At 53.8% G+C, this 15,851-nt stretch carries 16 protein-coding genes; 2 read left to right on the top strand and 14 right to left on the bottom strand.

Annotation, left to right across the window (positions count from 1 at the left end; genetic code table 11):
* Positions 1 to 54: 54 nt before the first annotated feature.
* The 14 genes from trmD to B2M23_RS14445 form a co-directional block, all read right to left on the bottom strand.
* A complete protein-coding gene (gene trmD, locus B2M23_RS14510; protein ID WP_038354222.1) occupies positions 55 to 744 on the bottom strand; it encodes a tRNA (guanosine(37)-N1)-methyltransferase TrmD in 690 nt (229 codons plus the stop codon).
* Positions 741 to 1,259, bottom strand: coding sequence for a ribosome maturation factor RimM (gene rimM / locus B2M23_RS14505; protein WP_167617923.1), 519 nt, complete (start codon positions 1,257 to 1,259; stop codon positions 741 to 743). Before rimM ends, trmD begins: the two co-directional genes overlap by 4 nt.
* A gap of 422 nt (positions 1,260 to 1,681) precedes the next feature.
* Positions 1,682 to 1,912, bottom strand: a complete 231-nt coding sequence (locus B2M23_RS14500) for a KH domain-containing protein (protein WP_013381181.1) — start codon at positions 1,910 to 1,912, stop codon at positions 1,682 to 1,684.
* Positions 1,913 to 1,927: 15 nt separating this feature from the next.
* Positions 1,928 to 2,173, bottom strand: coding sequence for a 30S ribosomal protein S16 (gene rpsP / locus B2M23_RS14495; protein WP_013381182.1), 246 nt, complete (start codon positions 2,171 to 2,173; stop codon positions 1,928 to 1,930).
* A 49-nt stretch (positions 2,174 to 2,222) separates the two neighbouring features.
* Positions 2,223 to 3,569 carry a signal recognition particle protein gene (gene ffh / locus B2M23_RS14490; protein WP_038354224.1) on the bottom strand — a complete coding sequence of 449 codons (1,347 nt, stop codon included), beginning with the start codon at positions 3,567 to 3,569 and terminating at the stop codon, positions 2,223 to 2,225.
* Between the two features lie 8 nt (positions 3,570 to 3,577).
* Positions 3,578 to 3,943, bottom strand: a complete 366-nt coding sequence (gene ylxM, locus B2M23_RS14485; protein ID WP_038354225.1) for a YlxM family DNA-binding protein — start codon at positions 3,941 to 3,943, stop codon at positions 3,578 to 3,580.
* 161 nt (positions 3,944 to 4,104) lie between these two features.
* Positions 4,105 to 5,040, bottom strand: a complete 936-nt coding sequence (gene ftsY / locus B2M23_RS14480) for a signal recognition particle-docking protein FtsY (protein ID WP_038354226.1) — start codon at positions 5,038 to 5,040, stop codon at positions 4,105 to 4,107.
* A gap of 97 nt (positions 5,041 to 5,137) precedes the next feature.
* A complete protein-coding gene (gene smc, locus B2M23_RS14475) occupies positions 5,138 to 8,716 on the bottom strand; it encodes a chromosome segregation protein SMC (protein ID WP_038354227.1) in 3,579 nt (1,192 codons plus the stop codon).
* Positions 8,717 to 8,733: 17 nt separating this feature from the next.
* Complete coding sequence (rnc, locus tag B2M23_RS14470; RefSeq protein WP_038354228.1) at positions 8,734 to 9,402, bottom strand: ribonuclease III; 669 nt, start codon at positions 9,400 to 9,402, stop codon at positions 8,734 to 8,736.
* 122 nt (positions 9,403 to 9,524) lie between these two features.
* Positions 9,525 to 9,749 (bottom strand): acyl carrier protein, encoded by a 225-nt coding sequence (gene acpP / locus B2M23_RS14465; RefSeq protein ID WP_013381190.1) that lies wholly within the window; start codon positions 9,747 to 9,749, stop codon positions 9,525 to 9,527.
* Positions 9,749 to 10,765 carry a phosphate acyltransferase PlsX gene (gene plsX / locus B2M23_RS14460; protein WP_038354229.1) on the bottom strand — a complete coding sequence of 339 codons (1,017 nt, stop codon included), beginning with the start codon at positions 10,763 to 10,765 and terminating at the stop codon, positions 9,749 to 9,751. Before plsX ends, acpP begins: the two co-directional genes overlap by 1 nt.
* A gap of 57 nt (positions 10,766 to 10,822) precedes the next feature.
* Positions 10,823 to 10,999, bottom strand: coding sequence for a 50S ribosomal protein L32 (gene rpmF / locus B2M23_RS14455; RefSeq protein WP_013381192.1), 177 nt, complete (start codon positions 10,997 to 10,999; stop codon positions 10,823 to 10,825).
* Positions 11,000 to 11,029: 30 nt separating this feature from the next.
* On the bottom strand, positions 11,030 to 11,500 hold the full coding sequence (locus B2M23_RS14450) for a YceD family protein (protein ID WP_038354230.1): 471 nt from the start codon (positions 11,498 to 11,500) through the stop codon (positions 11,030 to 11,032).
* A gap of 190 nt (positions 11,501 to 11,690) precedes the next feature.
* Positions 11,691 to 12,881, bottom strand: a complete 1,191-nt coding sequence (locus tag B2M23_RS14445) for an acetate/propionate family kinase (protein ID WP_038354231.1) — start codon at positions 12,879 to 12,881, stop codon at positions 11,691 to 11,693.
* Positions 12,882 to 13,026: 145 nt separating this feature from the next.
* Between B2M23_RS14445 and B2M23_RS14440 the strand changes: the two genes are divergently transcribed.
* A complete protein-coding gene (locus B2M23_RS14440) occupies positions 13,027 to 14,268 on the top strand; it encodes a tRNA(Met) cytidine acetate ligase (RefSeq protein ID WP_052237506.1) in 1,242 nt (413 codons plus the stop codon).
* Entirely contained in the window at positions 14,265 to 15,848 is a 1,584-nt protein-coding gene (locus tag B2M23_RS14435) for a carboxylesterase/lipase family protein (RefSeq protein WP_013381196.1), read from the top strand. The genes B2M23_RS14440 and B2M23_RS14435 overlap by 4 nt, the downstream gene beginning before the upstream one ends.
* Positions 15,849 to 15,851 lie beyond the last annotated feature (3 nt).

Below are 15,851 nucleotides of genomic sequence, written 5' to 3'. Positions count from 1 at the left end.
ACTAACCAAAAAAGACGAAGCGCCCAAAAAGCGCTTCATCTTTTTTCTCTCTTTTTACTGCTTCCGCTTCCACTTCTCGTACAAATCCGGGCGCCGGGCCTTTGTCTTTTCGACGGCTTGTTCGTGCCGCCAGTCCGCGATGGCTTTGTGGTTGCCGGAGAGCAGCACCGGGGGCACCTCGCGGCCCTCAAACACTGGCGGCCTTGTGTACTGGGGGTACTCCAGCAGGTCGTTCTCAAAGGATTCCTCGCTCAGGCTCTCGTTGTTGCCGAGGAAGCCGGGCAGGTGCCTGGCGATGCAGTCGGCCATGGTAAGGGCCGGCAGCTCGCCGCCGGTGAGCACATAGTCGCCGATGGAGTATTCGTCGGTGACATAGGCCTGGATAAAGCGCTCGTCAATGCCCTCGTAGTGGCCGCAGATAAAGATCAGCCCCTCTGCCTCTGACAGGGCCTCGCCCTCCTGCTGGGTGAAGGTTTTGCCGCCCGGGCTCAGGTGGATGACCGGATAATGGGCGCTGCCCTCGATGCTTTTAAGGGCCGCGGCGATGGGCGGGGCGGCCATGACCATGCCCGCGCCGCCGCCGTAGGGGTAATCGTCCACCTTTTTATGCTTGTTGCCCGAGTAGTCCCGGATGTCGATGACCTCGTAGTCCACCACGCCGCTGTCCACAGCCCGCTTCATCATGCTGTCCCCGAAATACTGGTGAATGAGGCCCGGGAACAGGGTCAGGAAATAGTATTTCATAGGTTCATCAGTTCCTCTGGAATGTCGGCGGTGATGCGTTTATTCTCAAAATCCACCTTCAGGAAATAGATTTTGCGCGCCGGCACATAGACCAGCTTTTCCGGGGTTTTGATCTCGATATTGTCCACACTGCCAGCGGTCTGGACCACGTCCTTTACGACGCCGACGGGCGCGCCGTCTGTGTCTGTAACGTCCAGGCCGATGAGGTCCTCAATGAAGTATTCGTCCTCCTCCAGGGCCACTGCGTCCTCACGGTCTACCGCAACGGTACGGCCGATGAGCTTTTCGCTCTGGTTGCGGTCGCTCACGCCTTTCAGGGTCAGGAGCACGTTGCCCTTGTGCAGGCGCACCAGCTCCACCTCGCAGCACTCCTGCTTCTGCCCGTCCTGCACATAGACGGTGTCCAGCCCGTAGAACCGGCCGGGATCATCGGTCAGAGGGTAAACCTTGAGCTCGCCGCGGATGCCGTGGGCGCCCAGGATTTTACCGATCACCATGGTTTCTTTTTTCATCATTTCCTCCAAATTAAAATACGCTATCGGGGGGCAAAAGTCCTTGCCTCCTGTGATACCTTCGGATTTCTCCGTGTTTCCACACTCCCGAAATCCGAAAAACATTCGAAAACCGCTCATTTTTCTACAAAAAATGGCTACTTTCTCATGTTTTGCGGGTCCCAAAGAACTGTTTTTTCATGCGAGCGTGAAACACAGGCCCTTTTGACCCTTGGTGATACCTTCGGATTTCTCCGTGTTTCACACTCCCGAAATCCGAAAAACATTCGAAATCCGCTCATTTTTCTACAAAAATGGCTACTTTCTCATGTTTTGCGGGTCCCAAAGACCTGTTTTTTCACGCGAGCGTGAAACACAGGCCCTTTTGGACCCTTGGTATCAAAAAAGGGATCGTTCGCTTTTGAACAATCCCGTTTTTTCCATGTCTATTGAACAATTTCCAGTACAACGCGTTTATCGTCTTTTGTAGCCGCTGCTTTGAGAACCGTACGGATTGCCTTGGCAATGCGGCCCTGCTTGCCAATCACCTTACCCATGTCCTCGTCGGCGACCTTGAGTTCCAGAACAATGCTCTGTTCCTTGTCAATTTCGTTGACGACGACTGCGTCCGGATGATCGACCAGCGCTTTAGCAATGATTTCTACAAGCTTTTTCATTACCACTCTCCTGGACTATCCAATAATATTTTCTTTTTTCAGTAATGCCTGAACAGTGTCGGTCGGTTTTGCGCCGTTGGCTAACCAGCCTTTGATGGCTTCAGCGTTCAGCTTTAATTCTGCGGGTTCTACGCATGGATTGTAGAAACCTACTTCTTCGATGAATTTACCATCTCTTGGTGCGCGGATGTCCGCAACAACGACTCTATAGAAAGGTTTTTTCTTTTTACCCATTCTTTTTAATCTGATTTTAACTGCCATTTTATTTCCCCCTTTCTGTGAAATTGCTAAATTAATTTATAATAAAAGCTTACATAAACGGTAGCTTGAACCGTCCTTTTTTGGCCTTGCCCTGCATGGCGCCCATCTGCTTCATCATCTTTTTGGTCTGCTCAAAGCCTTTGAGCATCCGGTTGACGTCGGAGACGGTGGTGCCGCTGCCGAGCGCGATGCGCTTCCTGCGGCTGCCGTTAATGATTCCGGGCTTCAGCCTTTCCTCGGGCGTCATGGAACGAATAATGGCCTCGGTCTGTTTGGTCTGTCCCTCGGCGGCGTCCATGTTCATGCCCTTCAGCATTTTTTTGTTGACCCCGGGCATCATTTCCATCAGATCACCGATGGAGCCCAGCTCCTGGAGCTGCTGCATCTGGTCCAGAAAATCGTTGAGGTCAAATTCCTGACTTCTCAGCTTTTCCTCGAGCGCTTTAGCCTTTTCCTCGTCGAACACATTCTGTGCCTTGTCAATGAGTGACAGGACATCGCCCATGCCCAGAATCCGGTTGGCCATGCGGTCGGGGTAGAAAAGCTCAATATCGGTCAGCTTTTCGCCGGTCCCGATGTATTTGATGGTTTTCCCGGTGGTGTAGGTGACGGACAGTGCCGCCCCGCCACGGGTATCCCCGTCCAGCTTGGTTAAAACAACGCCGGTAATTTCCAGCTGCCTGTTAAATTCGTCGGCCACATTCACGGATTCCTGACCGGTCATGCCGTCGACCACCAGCAGGATCTCGGTTGGTTCGAGCAGCTCCTTGAGGTCTACCAGCTCGTTCATCAGGGTTTCGTCGATCTGGAGGCGCCCGGCGGTATCAATGATCACCAGGTTGTAACCCTCAGCCTCGGCAAATTCCAGGGCCTTTTTGGCAATGACTCTGGGGTCCTTCTCGTCCTTGTTCAGGTAAACGGGAATGTCCAGCTCCTTGCCCAGTATTTCTAACTGGTCGATGGCCGCGGGACGGTAGACGTCACAGGCCACCAGCAGTGGTTTAAACTTCTTTTCCTTGCGCAGAAGGTTCGCGATTTTGGCCGCAGTGGTGGTTTTACCCGCCCCCTGGAGCCCCACCATCATAAAGATGTTGATGCCCTGGTCCACAAATTCCATTTTCTGGAGCTCACCGCCCAGCAGCTTGGTCATCTCGTCGTTGACGATTTTAATAAACTGCTGTCCCGGGGTCAGAGATTTTAAGACCTCCTCGCCCACGGCGCGCTCGCTCACGGCCTTTGTGAACTGCTTGACAACCTTGAAGTTGACGTCGGCTTCCAAAAGCGCCAGCTTGATTTCGCGGCTGGCAGCCTTAATGTCCTCTTCGCTCAGCTTGCCCTTGCGTTTTAAGTTTGAGAAGATGTTTTGAAATTTTTCATTCAAGCCTTCAAAAATCATGATATCACCTAATAATCTTCGCTAATTCTGTTCATTTTCTCTTTGATGGCTGTCAGCTCGCTGCCCAGTGCCGGATGCTCTGCGACCAGCTCGGTCTCGAGAAGCGCTCCCAGCTCGAGGATCACACCGTCGATGAGCTCCTGGCTTTTTAAAAACCGCTCGACCAGCTTCAGCTTGTCCTCGTAGGCCTGCATCTGCGCTTTAGAACGCTTGACCACGTCGTAGACGCCCTGCCTTGTGACATGAACCACATCGCCGATTTCGGCCAGATTATAATCATCGTTATAATAATAATCCATGATCATTTTCTGCTTGTCTGTCAGCAATTCTCCGTAAAAATCAAAGAGTAACCGCTCTAATACGTTCTTTTCCATAAGCACCTTCAACAGCGCGTAAAGTCTCTTCCCTTTACGCACTTACCTATTTTAAGGTTTTTCGATCGGCTTGTCAAGCCTTTTTCGCCTTTGTCAAGAAAAAAACTTGACAGGGTAAACAACTGGAAGGTTTTTGGACCTTAGCTTTCCACTTTCCAGTTTTAATCTTCCATTTCTTCATTCTGTCCGCCGCCCTCATACAGCATGCGCACAAATTCGCCGGCGTCAAAATCAATGAGGTCTTCGGGCTTTTCCCCGATGCCCACATACTCGATGGGCACCTGGAGCTCGTCGATGATGGCAATGGCCACGCCGCCCTTGGCGGTGCCGTCCATTTTGGTCATGACAATGCCATCCAGGTGTACGGCGTCGTTAAAGGTTTTGGCCTGGTTCAGGGCGTTCTGGCCTGTGGTCGCGTCGAGCACCAGCAGGTTATGCACGCTAAAGCCCTGGCCCTCCCGTTCGACCACCCGGGTGATTTTTTCAAGCTCCTTCATCAGGTTAACCTTGTTGTGCAGGCGCCCGGCGGTGTCGCAGAGCAGGATATCGGCGCCCCGGGCCCGGGCGGCGCCGATGGCGTCAAAGACGACGGAGGAGGGGTCTGCCCCCTGCACACTCTTGATAATGTCCACGCCCACGCGGCCGGCCCACACGTCCAGCTGTTCGGCCGCGGCGGCTCTGAAGGTATCGGCCGCGGCCACCATGACCTTTTTGCCCTGGTCCTTGTACTTCTGGGCCAGCTTGGCGATGGTGGTGGTTTTGCCCACACCGTTGACGCCCACCACCAGCATGATCACTGGTAATTCGGTCTGGTGTTTTTCCACCTCGACCATCTCGGTCATGATCTGCCTGAGCAGATCCATGACGTCCTGCTTGGCCTTGGTCTTGGTCTCCTTGATCTGCTCACGCAGGGTTTCGGTGATCTTGGTGGCGGTTTCGATGCCCAGGTCGGAAAGGATAAAGGTTTCCTCCAGCTCATCGAAAAAATCATCGTCGAGGTCGCCGTAGTACACGACGTTCTCGACCTTCTGTATAAAGCTATCTTTTGTCTTTTTGAGCTTTTGGCACATCCGCTCATAAAGGGTCAGTTCTGACATTTCACACCTCGTTTTCTAAATTAAAAATGAAAAATGGAAAATTCGGGTGCGAATTGGCTTTGCCAATTCGATTGGTATTCAAAAATTTTCCATTTTGTTAAGCTCCCGGCTCAATATAATCCGACAGCCTTACCGCCACCAGCTTGGAGATCCCGTTTTTGGCCATGGAAACGCCGTATATGGCGTCGCAGGCCTCCAGGGTGCTCTTACGGTGGGTGATGATAATAAACTGGTTGTCGGTGGCAATATGCTCTAAATAGCTGGTGAACCGGTAGATGTTATGGTCGTCCAGAGCGGCGTCGATCTCGTCGATGACGCAGAAGGGCGACGGGTTCAGCTCCAGGAAGGAGAACAGCAGCGCGATGGCGATCATGGATTTCTCGCCCCCTGACAGCAGGGAAATGTGGCGCAGGTTCTTGCCTGGCGGCTGGGCCACCAGCTCGATGCCGCTTTCCAGCACGTTTTCGGGGTCGGTATACTCGATGTGGGCCTTGCCGCCCTCAAAGAGGATGCCGAAGATCCGGGTGAATTTCTTCTGGAGCTCGGCGAACTGCTTTGCAAACTGCCGCTCCATGGATTCGTACAGGCTGTCAATAATGCGCTCCAGCTCGCCCTTGGCCTTGGTCAGGTCCTTGTACTGGGCGCTCATAAAGCCGTAGCGCTCGTTCAGCTCTAAATATTCCTCGATGGCCCCCACGTTCACATTGCCCATGGCGGCCATGCGGCCCTTTAAGCTGCGCTGGTTTTCGGGGCTCAGGTCCAGGTCCTCCTGGCTCAGGGCCTCGTAGATGTCCCCCACCATGACAAAGTTCATGTCATAGCTCTCGAAGATATTTTCTTCCCAGTGGGTCATCTGCATCTCCAGCTTATTCTTTGCCATCTCGGCGTTGTTCTTTGTCTCATTCTGCAGGATGAGCTGATGGTTCAGGTCCTTGATCTCCTGCTCCAGGGCCTCGCTGATGGCGGTCTGCTCTCGCGTCTCGGTGGAGAAGCTCTCTAAGGCCGCGCGCTTTTCATCCACGGCTGCCTGCAGCTCCTCGGTCTCGACCTTCAGGACCTCACAGCGGGTGCGGTGCAGGGCGCTGCTCTCGCGGCAGGCCCGGATCTCACTCTCGACCTTTTTCTCACGGCTGATGCAGGTCTCGATCTGGCTGTGGATCATGGCCATCTGCTGCTCCAGGGAGCGGATGCCCTCATTGTCCCGGGCCAGCTTGATCCGTCCCTCGGAGATTTTGCGGTTCAGGCCCTCGATGGCCCCGCGGACCACCTCGATGTACTCGGCGCTGCCGGTATCGTCCTGCTCCATTTCCGCCTCCAGAGCGGCCAGCTCGGCCTCCTTCTGAGCCACGGTTTCCCGCAGGCGTTTTTCATTTTCGAGCGAGCTTCCCGCATCGTCCTGCAGGCTTTTAAAAATGCGGTCGCTCTCGGCCATGCGCTTTTTGGTGGTCTCCAGGTTCTGGCTGATTTTCCAGTGCTCCTGCTCCACGCTGTTCAGGCGCAGCTCGGCCTTTTTGGCGGCCTCTTTCAGGGCCTCATAGGCCTTAAAGGCCTCGCGGTAGGCGGCCTTGATCTTGAGTTTTTCGCTGTCCTGCCGTTTCATCTCGGCTTCCAGCTTTTCGATCTCGGCCTTTTTAAACAGGGGCGACTGCTTGCCGCTCTTGGTGTACCCCCCCACGATGGCGCCGCCGGGGTAAAAGATTTCGCCCTCCAGGGTCACCACCGTATATTTGCCGAACAGGGCTTTCTGGATGGCCCGCCCGGCGTTAAAATCGGCGGCCACCACAATGCGGCCCAGCAGGCTCTCGATGACCCGCTTAAACCGGGGTCCGTACTCTACCAGCTCGGAGGCGATGCCCTCAAAACCCGGCGAGCGGGACAGGATCTCCAGGTCCCGGGCCTCTACCCGGCCGTAGCGCAGGTTGTCCAGGGGCAGAAAGGTCGCCCGGCCTGCCCGCTGTTTCTTCAAAATATTGATGCACTGGTTGGCAGTGGTCACATCCTCCACCACAATGTTCTGGCTTTTGCCCCCCAGGGCCACGTCCACAGCCATGGTAAAGCGGTCAGGGATGGACAGGAGCTCCCCGACCGGGCCGTAGACCTTGTCGATCATATCGCCCAGGTGCTCCCGGGAGTTCATGATGGTCCGGATGCTCGGGAAGTAGTCGCTGTAATTTTTCTGGACGCTCTTGAGATAATCGCGCTGGGAAAGGTTAACCTTGTAGTTATTTTCCAGCACGCTGTAGTCATTTTTCAGGCCCTGGGCTTTTTTCTCAGCCTCCTCGGTCTGGTTTCTGAGGCTCTCAGTCTCTGCCGCCAGACGGGCGCGGGTGCGCTCGTTCTGTTCGGCCTCCAGCAGGGTATCGGAGAGCAGCTGGCTGCTGCGCTCCTGCTCTGCGCTCACGCGCTTCAGCTGGTCCTCGTGAAAGCTTTTCTTGGTGGTAAAGCCGGCCAGTCGGGTTTTCAGGTCCAGCAGGGTATCGTTCAGCACAGCCCGCTGCTGCTCCCGTTCTTCCCTCAGGCTCACGCCCTCGGCCTGCTTCAGCTTTTCGGCTTCCAGCTCGGCCTGGTGCCGGCTTTTCTCGTCCACCAGCTTCTGCAGGTCGGCGTTCTCGGCCTCGTAGGCCTGGGCCGCCGCGTCGCGGGAGGCAGTCAGCTCGTCATACTCGGCCTGGAAACGGCCGTGCTCGTCCAGGTGGGCGTTCAGGTCCTGGGTAAGCCGCTCGGCGTTGGCGGACTCGTTCTCGCTTTTGCCCTGGGTTATGAGGAGCTCACGCTCGCACTCGCCAATGCGCTTTTTCAGCTGCTCCAGGGCCTCTGCCATGGCGTCGGCCTGCTCGGTAATGCCCCGGATATTGCCCCGGGCGTTCTGGAAGGCGCGGTCCTTTTCCTCGGTCTTTTTCTCGATCTCAAAAATCTGGAACCGGACCTCGGCCAGCTGCTTCTCGTAGGCGGCCAGCTGCTCTGAGGCGTCCTTCATGTTGTGGTAAAACACCATGAGGTCGACCTTTTTAAGGGCCTCCCGCAGCTCCAGGTACTCCTTGGCCTTTTCGGACTGGACCTTTAAGGGCTTCAGCTGTTTTTCAATTTCTTCCAGGATGTCCTTCAGGCGCTCCAGGTTATTCTGGGTGTTCTCAAGCTTTTTCTCGGCCTCCTGCTTCTTGGTCTTGTAGTTGACAATGCCGACAGCCTCCTCCACAATGCCGCGAAGCTCCTGGGGGCTGGCGCCGATAATATTCTCAATCCCGCCCTGGCTGATAAGGGAATACCCGTTTTTGCCAAGGCCGGTGTCCATAAACAGCTCATGGATATCCTTGAGCTTACAGTTTTTCTGGTTCATGCGGTATTCGCTCTCGCCGGAGCGGAAAAGCCGCCTGGTGATGACAATCTCGTCCAGATTGTCCAGGGTAAAGCCGCTGGTATTGTCTAAGGTCAGGGTGACTTCTGCGTAGTTGAGAGGTTTCTTTTTCTCGGTTCCGGAGAAGATAACATCCTCCATCTTCTTGCCCCTCAGGGACTTGGTGCTCTGTTCACCCAGCACCCAGCGGATCGCGTCGGTTATATTGCTCTTCCCGCTGCCGTTGGGGCCGACAATGGCCGACACCCCCTTGGAAAATTCCAGCTCTACGGGCTCCGCAAATGATTTAAACCCGGCCAGGGCCAGTTTTTTCAGGTACAACCGCACACCTCCTCTTTTTATTCACTCTTTTTGTCTTTAAACAGATAGTTTTTCGCCGCGTTCTGCTCGGCTTCTTTCTTACTCTTGCCGGTCCCCTTGCTCACGACCACACCGTTAAAGGTCAGGTCGATGAAAAAGGTCTTGTTGTGCTCCGGCCCCTCGGATTTTTCCAGCACATACTCGATGGCATTGTCACTGTGCTTCTGGATCTGCTCCTGAAGCTCGGTTTTGTAATCCTTGATGAGCCCGCCGCTCAGGGCCAGCTCGATGTTTTTTTCAAGGGTTCCCAGCACGACCTTTTTGGTGGTGTCATAGTCGCTGTCTAAAAATACCGCGCCCATCACTGCCTCAAAGGCGTTGGCCAGATTGGATTTGCGTTTTCTGCCCCCGGTTACAATTTCCCCCTTGCCAAGGAGCATATATTCCCCCAGATTCAGGTCAGAGGCGGCCTGGGACAAGGATTCGGCACATACAATATTGGAGCGGATTTTCGTCATCTTTCCCTCGGAAAGCTTGTTGTATTTAAACAAATACTCGCTGATAATCAGCTCCAATACTGCATCCCCCAAAAACTCCAGGCGTTCATTGTTCGTGGTCGTTCCTGAATGTGAGCTGTGGGTCAGCGCCACCTTCAGAAGTTCCTTGTCCTTAAATGTGTAAGCAATGCGATCTTCAATTCTCTTCATTCTTTTCCACCTCGCTTTTTAGTGCGGCGGCCGCCTTCCCCCGGGCGGCCAGCCTTTTCATATAAGTAAAACCTGTTAAATTCAGGCCAAAACGAAAGAAAAGTCCGCAAAGGGACTTTTGTTTAGTTTAGTGCGTTTACGATATCACCAACGGTTTTAATATTTTCAAGCTCTTCGTCCGGCATTTTAACGCCGAATTCTTCCTCAAAGGCCATGACCAGCTCAATGACGTCCAGAGAGTCTGCTTCCAGATCCTCCATCAAAGAGGATTCCATGGTGATCTTTGCCGGATCAAGCTCCAGCTGTTCCGCGATAATTTCCTGAACTTTTGCAAATTTTTCTTCCATTATTCTTTCTCCTGTTCCTTAACTGCCTTTTCTTCCTGTAGTTTGGCAGTGATTTTGCCCAGAACATCATTGTCAATAAACTTAATGCTCTGGTTAATGGCGTTTTTGATGGCATAGGCGCCACTGCTGCCGTGGGCCTTGATGATGCCGCCCTTCACGCCCAAAAACGGTGCTCCGCCGGCTTCGTCTGAGTCAAACTGCTTCTTGAACTGTTTCAGGTCGTTTTTGATGAGCGCCCCGCCGATCTTGCCCTTGGCAGAGCCCATGATGGATTTTTTGATCCCTTTCATCAGGTAGCTGGACAGGCCCTCGAGCAGCTTGAGCACAATGTTGCCTGTAAAGCCGTCGCACACCAGTATATCCACATCGGTCGTGGGAATATCCCGGGCTTCGACATTGCCCACAAAATTCAGGTCACTGTTTTTAAGCAGCTGGTAAGCTTCCTTGACCATGATGCTGCCCTTTTCCTCCTCAGAGCCAATGTTGACCAGGCCCACCTTAGGATTCTTTTTACCCAAAACGCTCTCAAAATAGACATGTCCCAGCATGGCGAACTGTTCCAGATACTCGGACTTGCAGTCTGCATTGGCCCCGGTATCAATGAGCAGCACCACGCCGCCGTCCTTTGGCAGCGCAGCCGCCAGCGCCGGACGCTTGATCCCCTTGATCCTTCCCAGTTTAAGAAGCCCGCCGGAAAGCAGCGCGCCTGTGCTGCCCGCTGAAATGAGCACACTGTCAGGATCGCCCTTCATTGCGTTTAAGGCCACCACCAGCGAGGAATCCTCTTTTCTGCGGATCGCCATTGCCGGCTCCTCGTCAAAACCGATGACGGTCTGCGCGTGGAGCACCTTTATCTTATCCTGTGGATAGGTATATTTTGCCAGCTCCTGCTTTACGATGTCCTCCTTACCCACAAGGGTGAGGGCCACACCGTATTCCTTGACTGCGTCCACTGCGCCTTTGACAATCTCGACCGGCGCGTTGTCGCCGCCCATTGCATCGACGAATATATTCACGTTAACACCTTCCTAAAAATAACTCCGTATAGAGAAAAAACAGAGTCGGAACTCTGTTTAGTCTTCAATCATTACATTTACATCTTTATAGGTTCCGCAGGATTTGCATACGCGGTGTGGTAATTTGATTTCACCACATTTTGGGCATACGCTCATACCAGGGATATTCAGTTTGTAATGTGTTCTTCTCTTGTCTCTTCTAGATTTAGAAATTTTACTCTTTGGTACTGCCATCTTTTACACCTCCTATGTTTAAGTCACATCTTACAGTAGCTTTTTAAGGGCTTCCATCCTCGGATCAATATCCGAGTCATCCCCGCAACTGCATTGTTCTTGATTTAAGTTTGCTCCACAACTTGGACATAACCCCTTACAGTCTTCGTCACACAAAACCTTAAACGGCTCGTTGATAAAGAGACACTCCTCAACATAGGGCACCATATCAATGGTCTCCGTACCCGGGTCCGTTTCGATTGTGTCCTCGAATTCAAAGACACTGCTAACGGGGGTGGGTGTAAGACAGCGGGCGCAGGGATAAACAATCACTCCGGTCAAAGTAAACTTCATCAAAAACTCAGTAGCCCCGAGCTTTTTATTGCTGCCCTTTACCAAAGCGCCGTTTTCATCCAGCTTTCCCTCATAATCGTCCCCATATCCTTTGAGATCATCCTGAAACAGACGAAATTCATAATTCAGGGTTTCATCATTTAATAATTTTAAAACATTAATAATCATTTCATAACTCCAAATGGGCAATCCTCATTATATATAGGATTGCCCATTTTGTCAAGTAAAAATCTTTACAAACGGGCCACAAATTTCAAAGGCTGACGAAAGCTTAAAAATACGGGATTTTTATGCCTCCGGACACTAAGATGGCGTGCCCATATGACACGCCATCTCTGTGTGATTGTTTTACTGATGCTTAACCAACTAATTCAACGGTATCGCGGGCGATCATTAATTCTTCGTTGGTCGGGATCACCATTACCTTGGTTCTGGAGTCTGGAGTCGAGATCACAAGCGCTTCGCCGCGTTTGCTGTTCTTTTCTTCGTCCAACTGGATGCCCAGGTATTTTAAGCCGCTGCAGACCGCTGCGCGGTCCTTGGCAGAGTTTTCACCCAGGCCGGCTGTAAAGATAATGCCGTCAACGCCGTCCATGGCCGCTACATAAGCGCCGATGGTGGTTTTTACACGGTAGATAAAGATATCCAGCGCCAGCTTAGCGCGTTCATTGCCCGCTTCAGCCGCCGCTTCAACATCACGGAAGTCCGAGCTTACGCCGGAAACGCCCAGCACGCCGGATTCCTTGTTCATCATGGTGTTAACCTGATCCACAGTGTATCCCTTGTCACATAAGAAAGGAATGATGGCCGGGTCAATATCGCCGCAGCGGGTACCCATTTCAAGGCCAGCCAGCGGGGTTAAGCCCATGGAAGTGTCAATACATTTGCCATAGCGGATCGCAGCCACACTCGCGCCGTTTCCTAAGTGACAGGAAATTAATTTTAAGTTGCCGATGTTTTCACCCAGCAGCTCAGCAGCCGTCAGGCTGACAAAACGGTGGGAGGTGCCGTGGAAACCGTATTTACGGATTCTGTATTTTTCGTACATTTCATACGGCAGCGGGTAGATATAAGCTTCTGCCGGCATGGTCTGGTGGAAAGCCGTGTCAAACACGCCGACCATCGGTACGCCCGGCAGCAGTTCTTCACAGGCACGAATCCCGATTAAGTTGGCAGGATTGTGAAGCGGCGCCAGCTCAGAGCAGTCTTCCATTTTCTTAATCACTTCATCATTGATAACAACAGAGCTCGCAAAAGTTTCAGCGCCGTGAACGGTTCTGTGACCGACAGCGTCAATTTCCTTAAGATCCTTGATCACGCCGTGGTCCGCGTCAACCAGGGCCGCCATAATAATATCCAGAGCTTCCTTGTGTGTTTCCATTGGCTGTTCAAACTTAACCTTATCTTTACCAGCCGGCTGGTGAACCACAACAGCGCCGTCAATACCGATTCTCTCAGCTAAACCTTTTGCCAACACTGTTTCAGTGTCCATATCCAGCAACTGATATTTCAGTGATGAGCTACCGCAATTAATAACAAGTACATTCATTTTTAAATTTTTTCTCCTTTTATTGTCTTTTTCAGATAAACAATTTATAATTGAACTACACTAGTATATAATAACAGTAACAAACCAATAATGCCATTATTTTTTTGTTTTTTTGGGCTAAATTATTGCTCAGTTGGAGGAAAGCATGCAAACCCAGGCCATCATCTGCGAATACAATCCCTTTCACAACGGCCACGCCTACCAGATACAGGCGGGAAAAGAGGCCGCCGGCAGCACCCACACCCTGGCGCTCATGAGCGGAAGCGTGGTCCAGCGGGGCACCTTTGCCGTAGCCGATAAATGGCTGCGCGCCCGCACCGCCCTGCTGTCCGGGGCCGATCTGGTCTGCGAGCTCCCCTTCTGCTACGCCGCCCAGAGCGCCGAGTACTTTGCCGCCGGCGCTGTCAAAATCTTAAACGCCACCGGCGTGTGCGACACCCTCTGCTTTGGCTCCGAGGCCGGCGACCTCGAGGCACTGAGCGCAGTGGCCCAGAGCCTCGCCTTTGAGACGCCCGCCTTCAGGGAGGCCCTCAAGGCCTTTCTCGGCCAGGGCCTGGCCTTTCCAAAGGCCCGGGAGCTTGCTTTTAAAGCCACCTATGGCGAAAAATCCGCATCTTATCTGCGGGAGCCCAACAATATTCTGGGTATAGAATATCTCAAAGCCCTGCGCCGCACCCACAGCGCCATCCGGCCCGTCACCATAAAGCGGCAGGGAAACGCCTACCACGACACCCAGGCCCAGAGCCGCTACGCCAGCGCCACCGCCATCCGGCAGCTGCTGGCCGCCCCCGGCGCTGGCGCCCAGGCGCTAAAACCCCTGCTCCCATACGACCCCGCCCTGCTCTTAAGCTATCTTAAAGAAGCGCGCGTCCCCTGGGAGGAAAGCTACGCCAAGGCCCTGCTCAGCCAGATCCACTCCCAGGATCTGGCCCGCTTCAGAACCCTGCCCTATATGGAGAAAGGCCTCGAATTTAAGCTTAAAAAGGCCTTGGGCGCAAGCGGAAGCTACGACAGCATTGTGGATACCCTTACCTCAAAACGCGCGCCCAAAAGCCGGATACGGCGAATTTTAATGAACCTGTCCATGGGCTTTGAGGCCCGCGATCTCAGCCGCTTCGCAGCCCCCGGCTTTGTGCCCTGCCTCCGGGTTCTGGGCTTTAACGAAAAGGGCCGGGCGCTGCTAAAGGCCATCCGCGAACAGGACGGCCTGCCCGTCATCACCAACACCCGCGCCAATATCACAAGGCTGAGCCCCGACCAGCGCGCCTGCTTCGATTTCGACGCCCGCGCCACCGACCTGTTCAGCCTGTTCTGCGAAAAGCAGTACCGCTACCACCGCGATTACACCCAAAACCCTGTCATCATAGCCGAAAAGGAGGCCTTATGAATCTGAATTTTAGCATTATCCCCAACGCAGAAGCCCCCCTGCCCCCCAATCCCACCATCTATCCGCCCTGCGGCCCCGTCACCGGCGTTTTCCGAAAAAACGTCACCAGCTACAAGGGCATTCCCTTTGCCAAACCGCCGGTGGGCCCCCTGCGGTTCCGGCCGCCAGAGCCCGCCCCGGCCTGGATCAGCCCGCGCGAATGCTTTGAATTCAGCGATAAATGCCTCCAGTTCGGCGGCATTCTGGCCGATCTCCCGCCCATGTACAGTGCCATCGGAAAAAGCGAGGACTGCCTGTACCTCAACGTCTGGACCCCGGCCACCGCGCCCGGGGAAAAACGCCCCGTTTACGTCTACGTCCACGGCGGCGGCTTTGCCACCGGCTCCGGCTCCGAGCTCATGTTCGACGGCACCAATATGGCCGAGCGGGGCGTGGTGGTCGTTACCTTTAACTACCGCCTCGGCGCCTTCGGCTTTTTAACCCTCGGGGCCATGGAAGAGGAATCCGGCAGCGCGGGCAACTTCGGCCTCCTCGACCAGATCCAGGCGCTGAAGTGGGTGCGGGAAAACATCGAAGCCTTCGGCGGCGATCCCGAAAACATCACCCTGGGCGGCGAATCCGCCGGCGCTTTCAGTGTGACCGGCCTGCTGCTCAGCCCGCTGGCCAAGGGCCTGTTCCACCGGGCCATCGTCGAGAGCGGCTCCATCCTGTCCATCGGAGCCTTCTGCACCCGGGCCAAGGGCAACCTTGCAAAATCCATTGCCATGGGGAAAGACTTTGCCCAGATCTTCGGCGCAGACGACAGCCCAGAGGGGCTTGAAAAACTCCGGGAAGCCCCGGCAGAGGCCATGGCCTACCTGTCCATGATCAAGGCCGACCGCGCCCTGCCCCTGCGCTTTTCCTTCTGGCCCGTATTCGACGGCGTCATCCTGCCAAAAGACCCCATGCAGGCCCTGAAAAACGGCGACTACAACGCCGTCGATCTGCTCATCGGCTACAACACCAACGAGGCCACCCTGTTCTTCAAGAGCAACAACAACTTCGGCTCCTACCAGATGATGATCTATGATCTCTTCGGCGCCGACAACGCCCCAGCTGTGTTTGAACGCTTCCCCATCGAGGACGAGCGCAAAGCCGAACGCCAGCTCGAAGCCATCTTTACCCATACCGGCTTTATTCTGGGCATGCGCATCATCGCCGACTACTTTGCCGACGCCGGGCGCAATGTGTTTTTTTACAACTTTAACTACGATCCCGCAATCCTTAAAATCGTCGGGCTCGACACCGCCCACTCCCTGGAGCTGCCCTTTGTTTTCGGCAACGCCATCGGAAAAATGCGGATCAGCAAAATCAGCATCCTGTCCGACCAGATGCAGACCCACTGGACCAATTTTATGAAAACCGGCAATCCCAATACCGGCGGCGAATACAAAAATATGATGTTCTGGCCCTTCTACAACACCAGAACCCGGCAGCTCATGGTTTTTGACAAGGAGCTTTCCAACAAAACCATGCCCGATGCCGATACCCTCGATTTTTTACAGAATTTACTCTATGGTGAAAAACCCTACTATCTATAAAGG

Origin of the sequence: Eubacterium limosum (assembly GCF_000807675.2) — a bacterium.
Classification (GTDB): Bacteria; Bacillota; Clostridia; order Eubacteriales; family Eubacteriaceae; genus Eubacterium; species Eubacterium limosum.
Note: the sequence above shows the minus strand (reverse complement) of the source record. Positions and strands in the feature narration are given on the sequence as shown.

Bases quoted from the DNA above. Each gene is read 5' to 3' on its own strand.
- trmD (WP_038354222.1), bottom strand. From the start codon at position 744: ATGAAATACTATTTCCTGACCCTGTTCCCGGGCCTCATTCACCAGTAT.
- rimM (WP_167617923.1), bottom strand. From the start codon at position 1,259: ATGATGAAAAAAGAAACCATGGTGATCGGTAAAATCCTGGGCGCCCAC.
- B2M23_RS14500 (WP_013381181.1), bottom strand. From the start codon at position 1,912: ATGAAAAAGCTTGTAGAAATCATTGCTAAAGCGCTGGTCGATCATCCG.
- rpsP (WP_013381182.1), bottom strand. From the start codon at position 2,173: ATGGCAGTTAAAATCAGATTAAAAAGAATGGGTAAAAAGAAAAAACCT.
- ffh (WP_038354224.1), bottom strand. From the start codon at position 3,569: ATGATTTTTGAAGGCTTGAATGAAAAATTTCAAAACATCTTCTCAAAC.
- ylxM (WP_038354225.1), bottom strand. From the start codon at position 3,943: ATGGAAAAGAACGTATTAGAGCGGTTACTCTTTGATTTTTACGGAGAA.
- ftsY (WP_038354226.1), bottom strand. From the start codon at position 5,040: ATGTCAGAACTGACCCTTTATGAGCGGATGTGCCAAAAGCTCAAAAAG.
- rnc (WP_038354228.1), bottom strand. From the start codon at position 9,402: ATGAAGAGAATTGAAGATCGCATTGCTTACACATTTAAGGACAAGGAA.
- acpP (WP_013381190.1), bottom strand. From the start codon at position 9,749: ATGGAAGAAAAATTTGCAAAAGTTCAGGAAATTATCGCGGAACAGCTG.
- rpmF (WP_013381192.1), bottom strand. From the start codon at position 10,999: ATGGCAGTACCAAAGAGTAAAATTTCTAAATCTAGAAGAGACAAGAGA.
- B2M23_RS14450 (WP_038354230.1), bottom strand. From the start codon at position 11,500: ATGATTATTAATGTTTTAAAATTATTAAATGATGAAACCCTGAATTAT.
- B2M23_RS14445 (WP_038354231.1), bottom strand. From the start codon at position 12,881: ATGAATGTACTTGTTATTAATTGCGGTAGCTCATCACTGAAATATCAG.
- B2M23_RS14440 (WP_052237506.1), top strand. From the start codon at position 13,027: ATGCAAACCCAGGCCATCATCTGCGAATACAATCCCTTTCACAACGGC.
- B2M23_RS14435 (WP_013381196.1), top strand. From the start codon at position 14,265: ATGAATCTGAATTTTAGCATTATCCCCAACGCAGAAGCCCCCCTGCCC.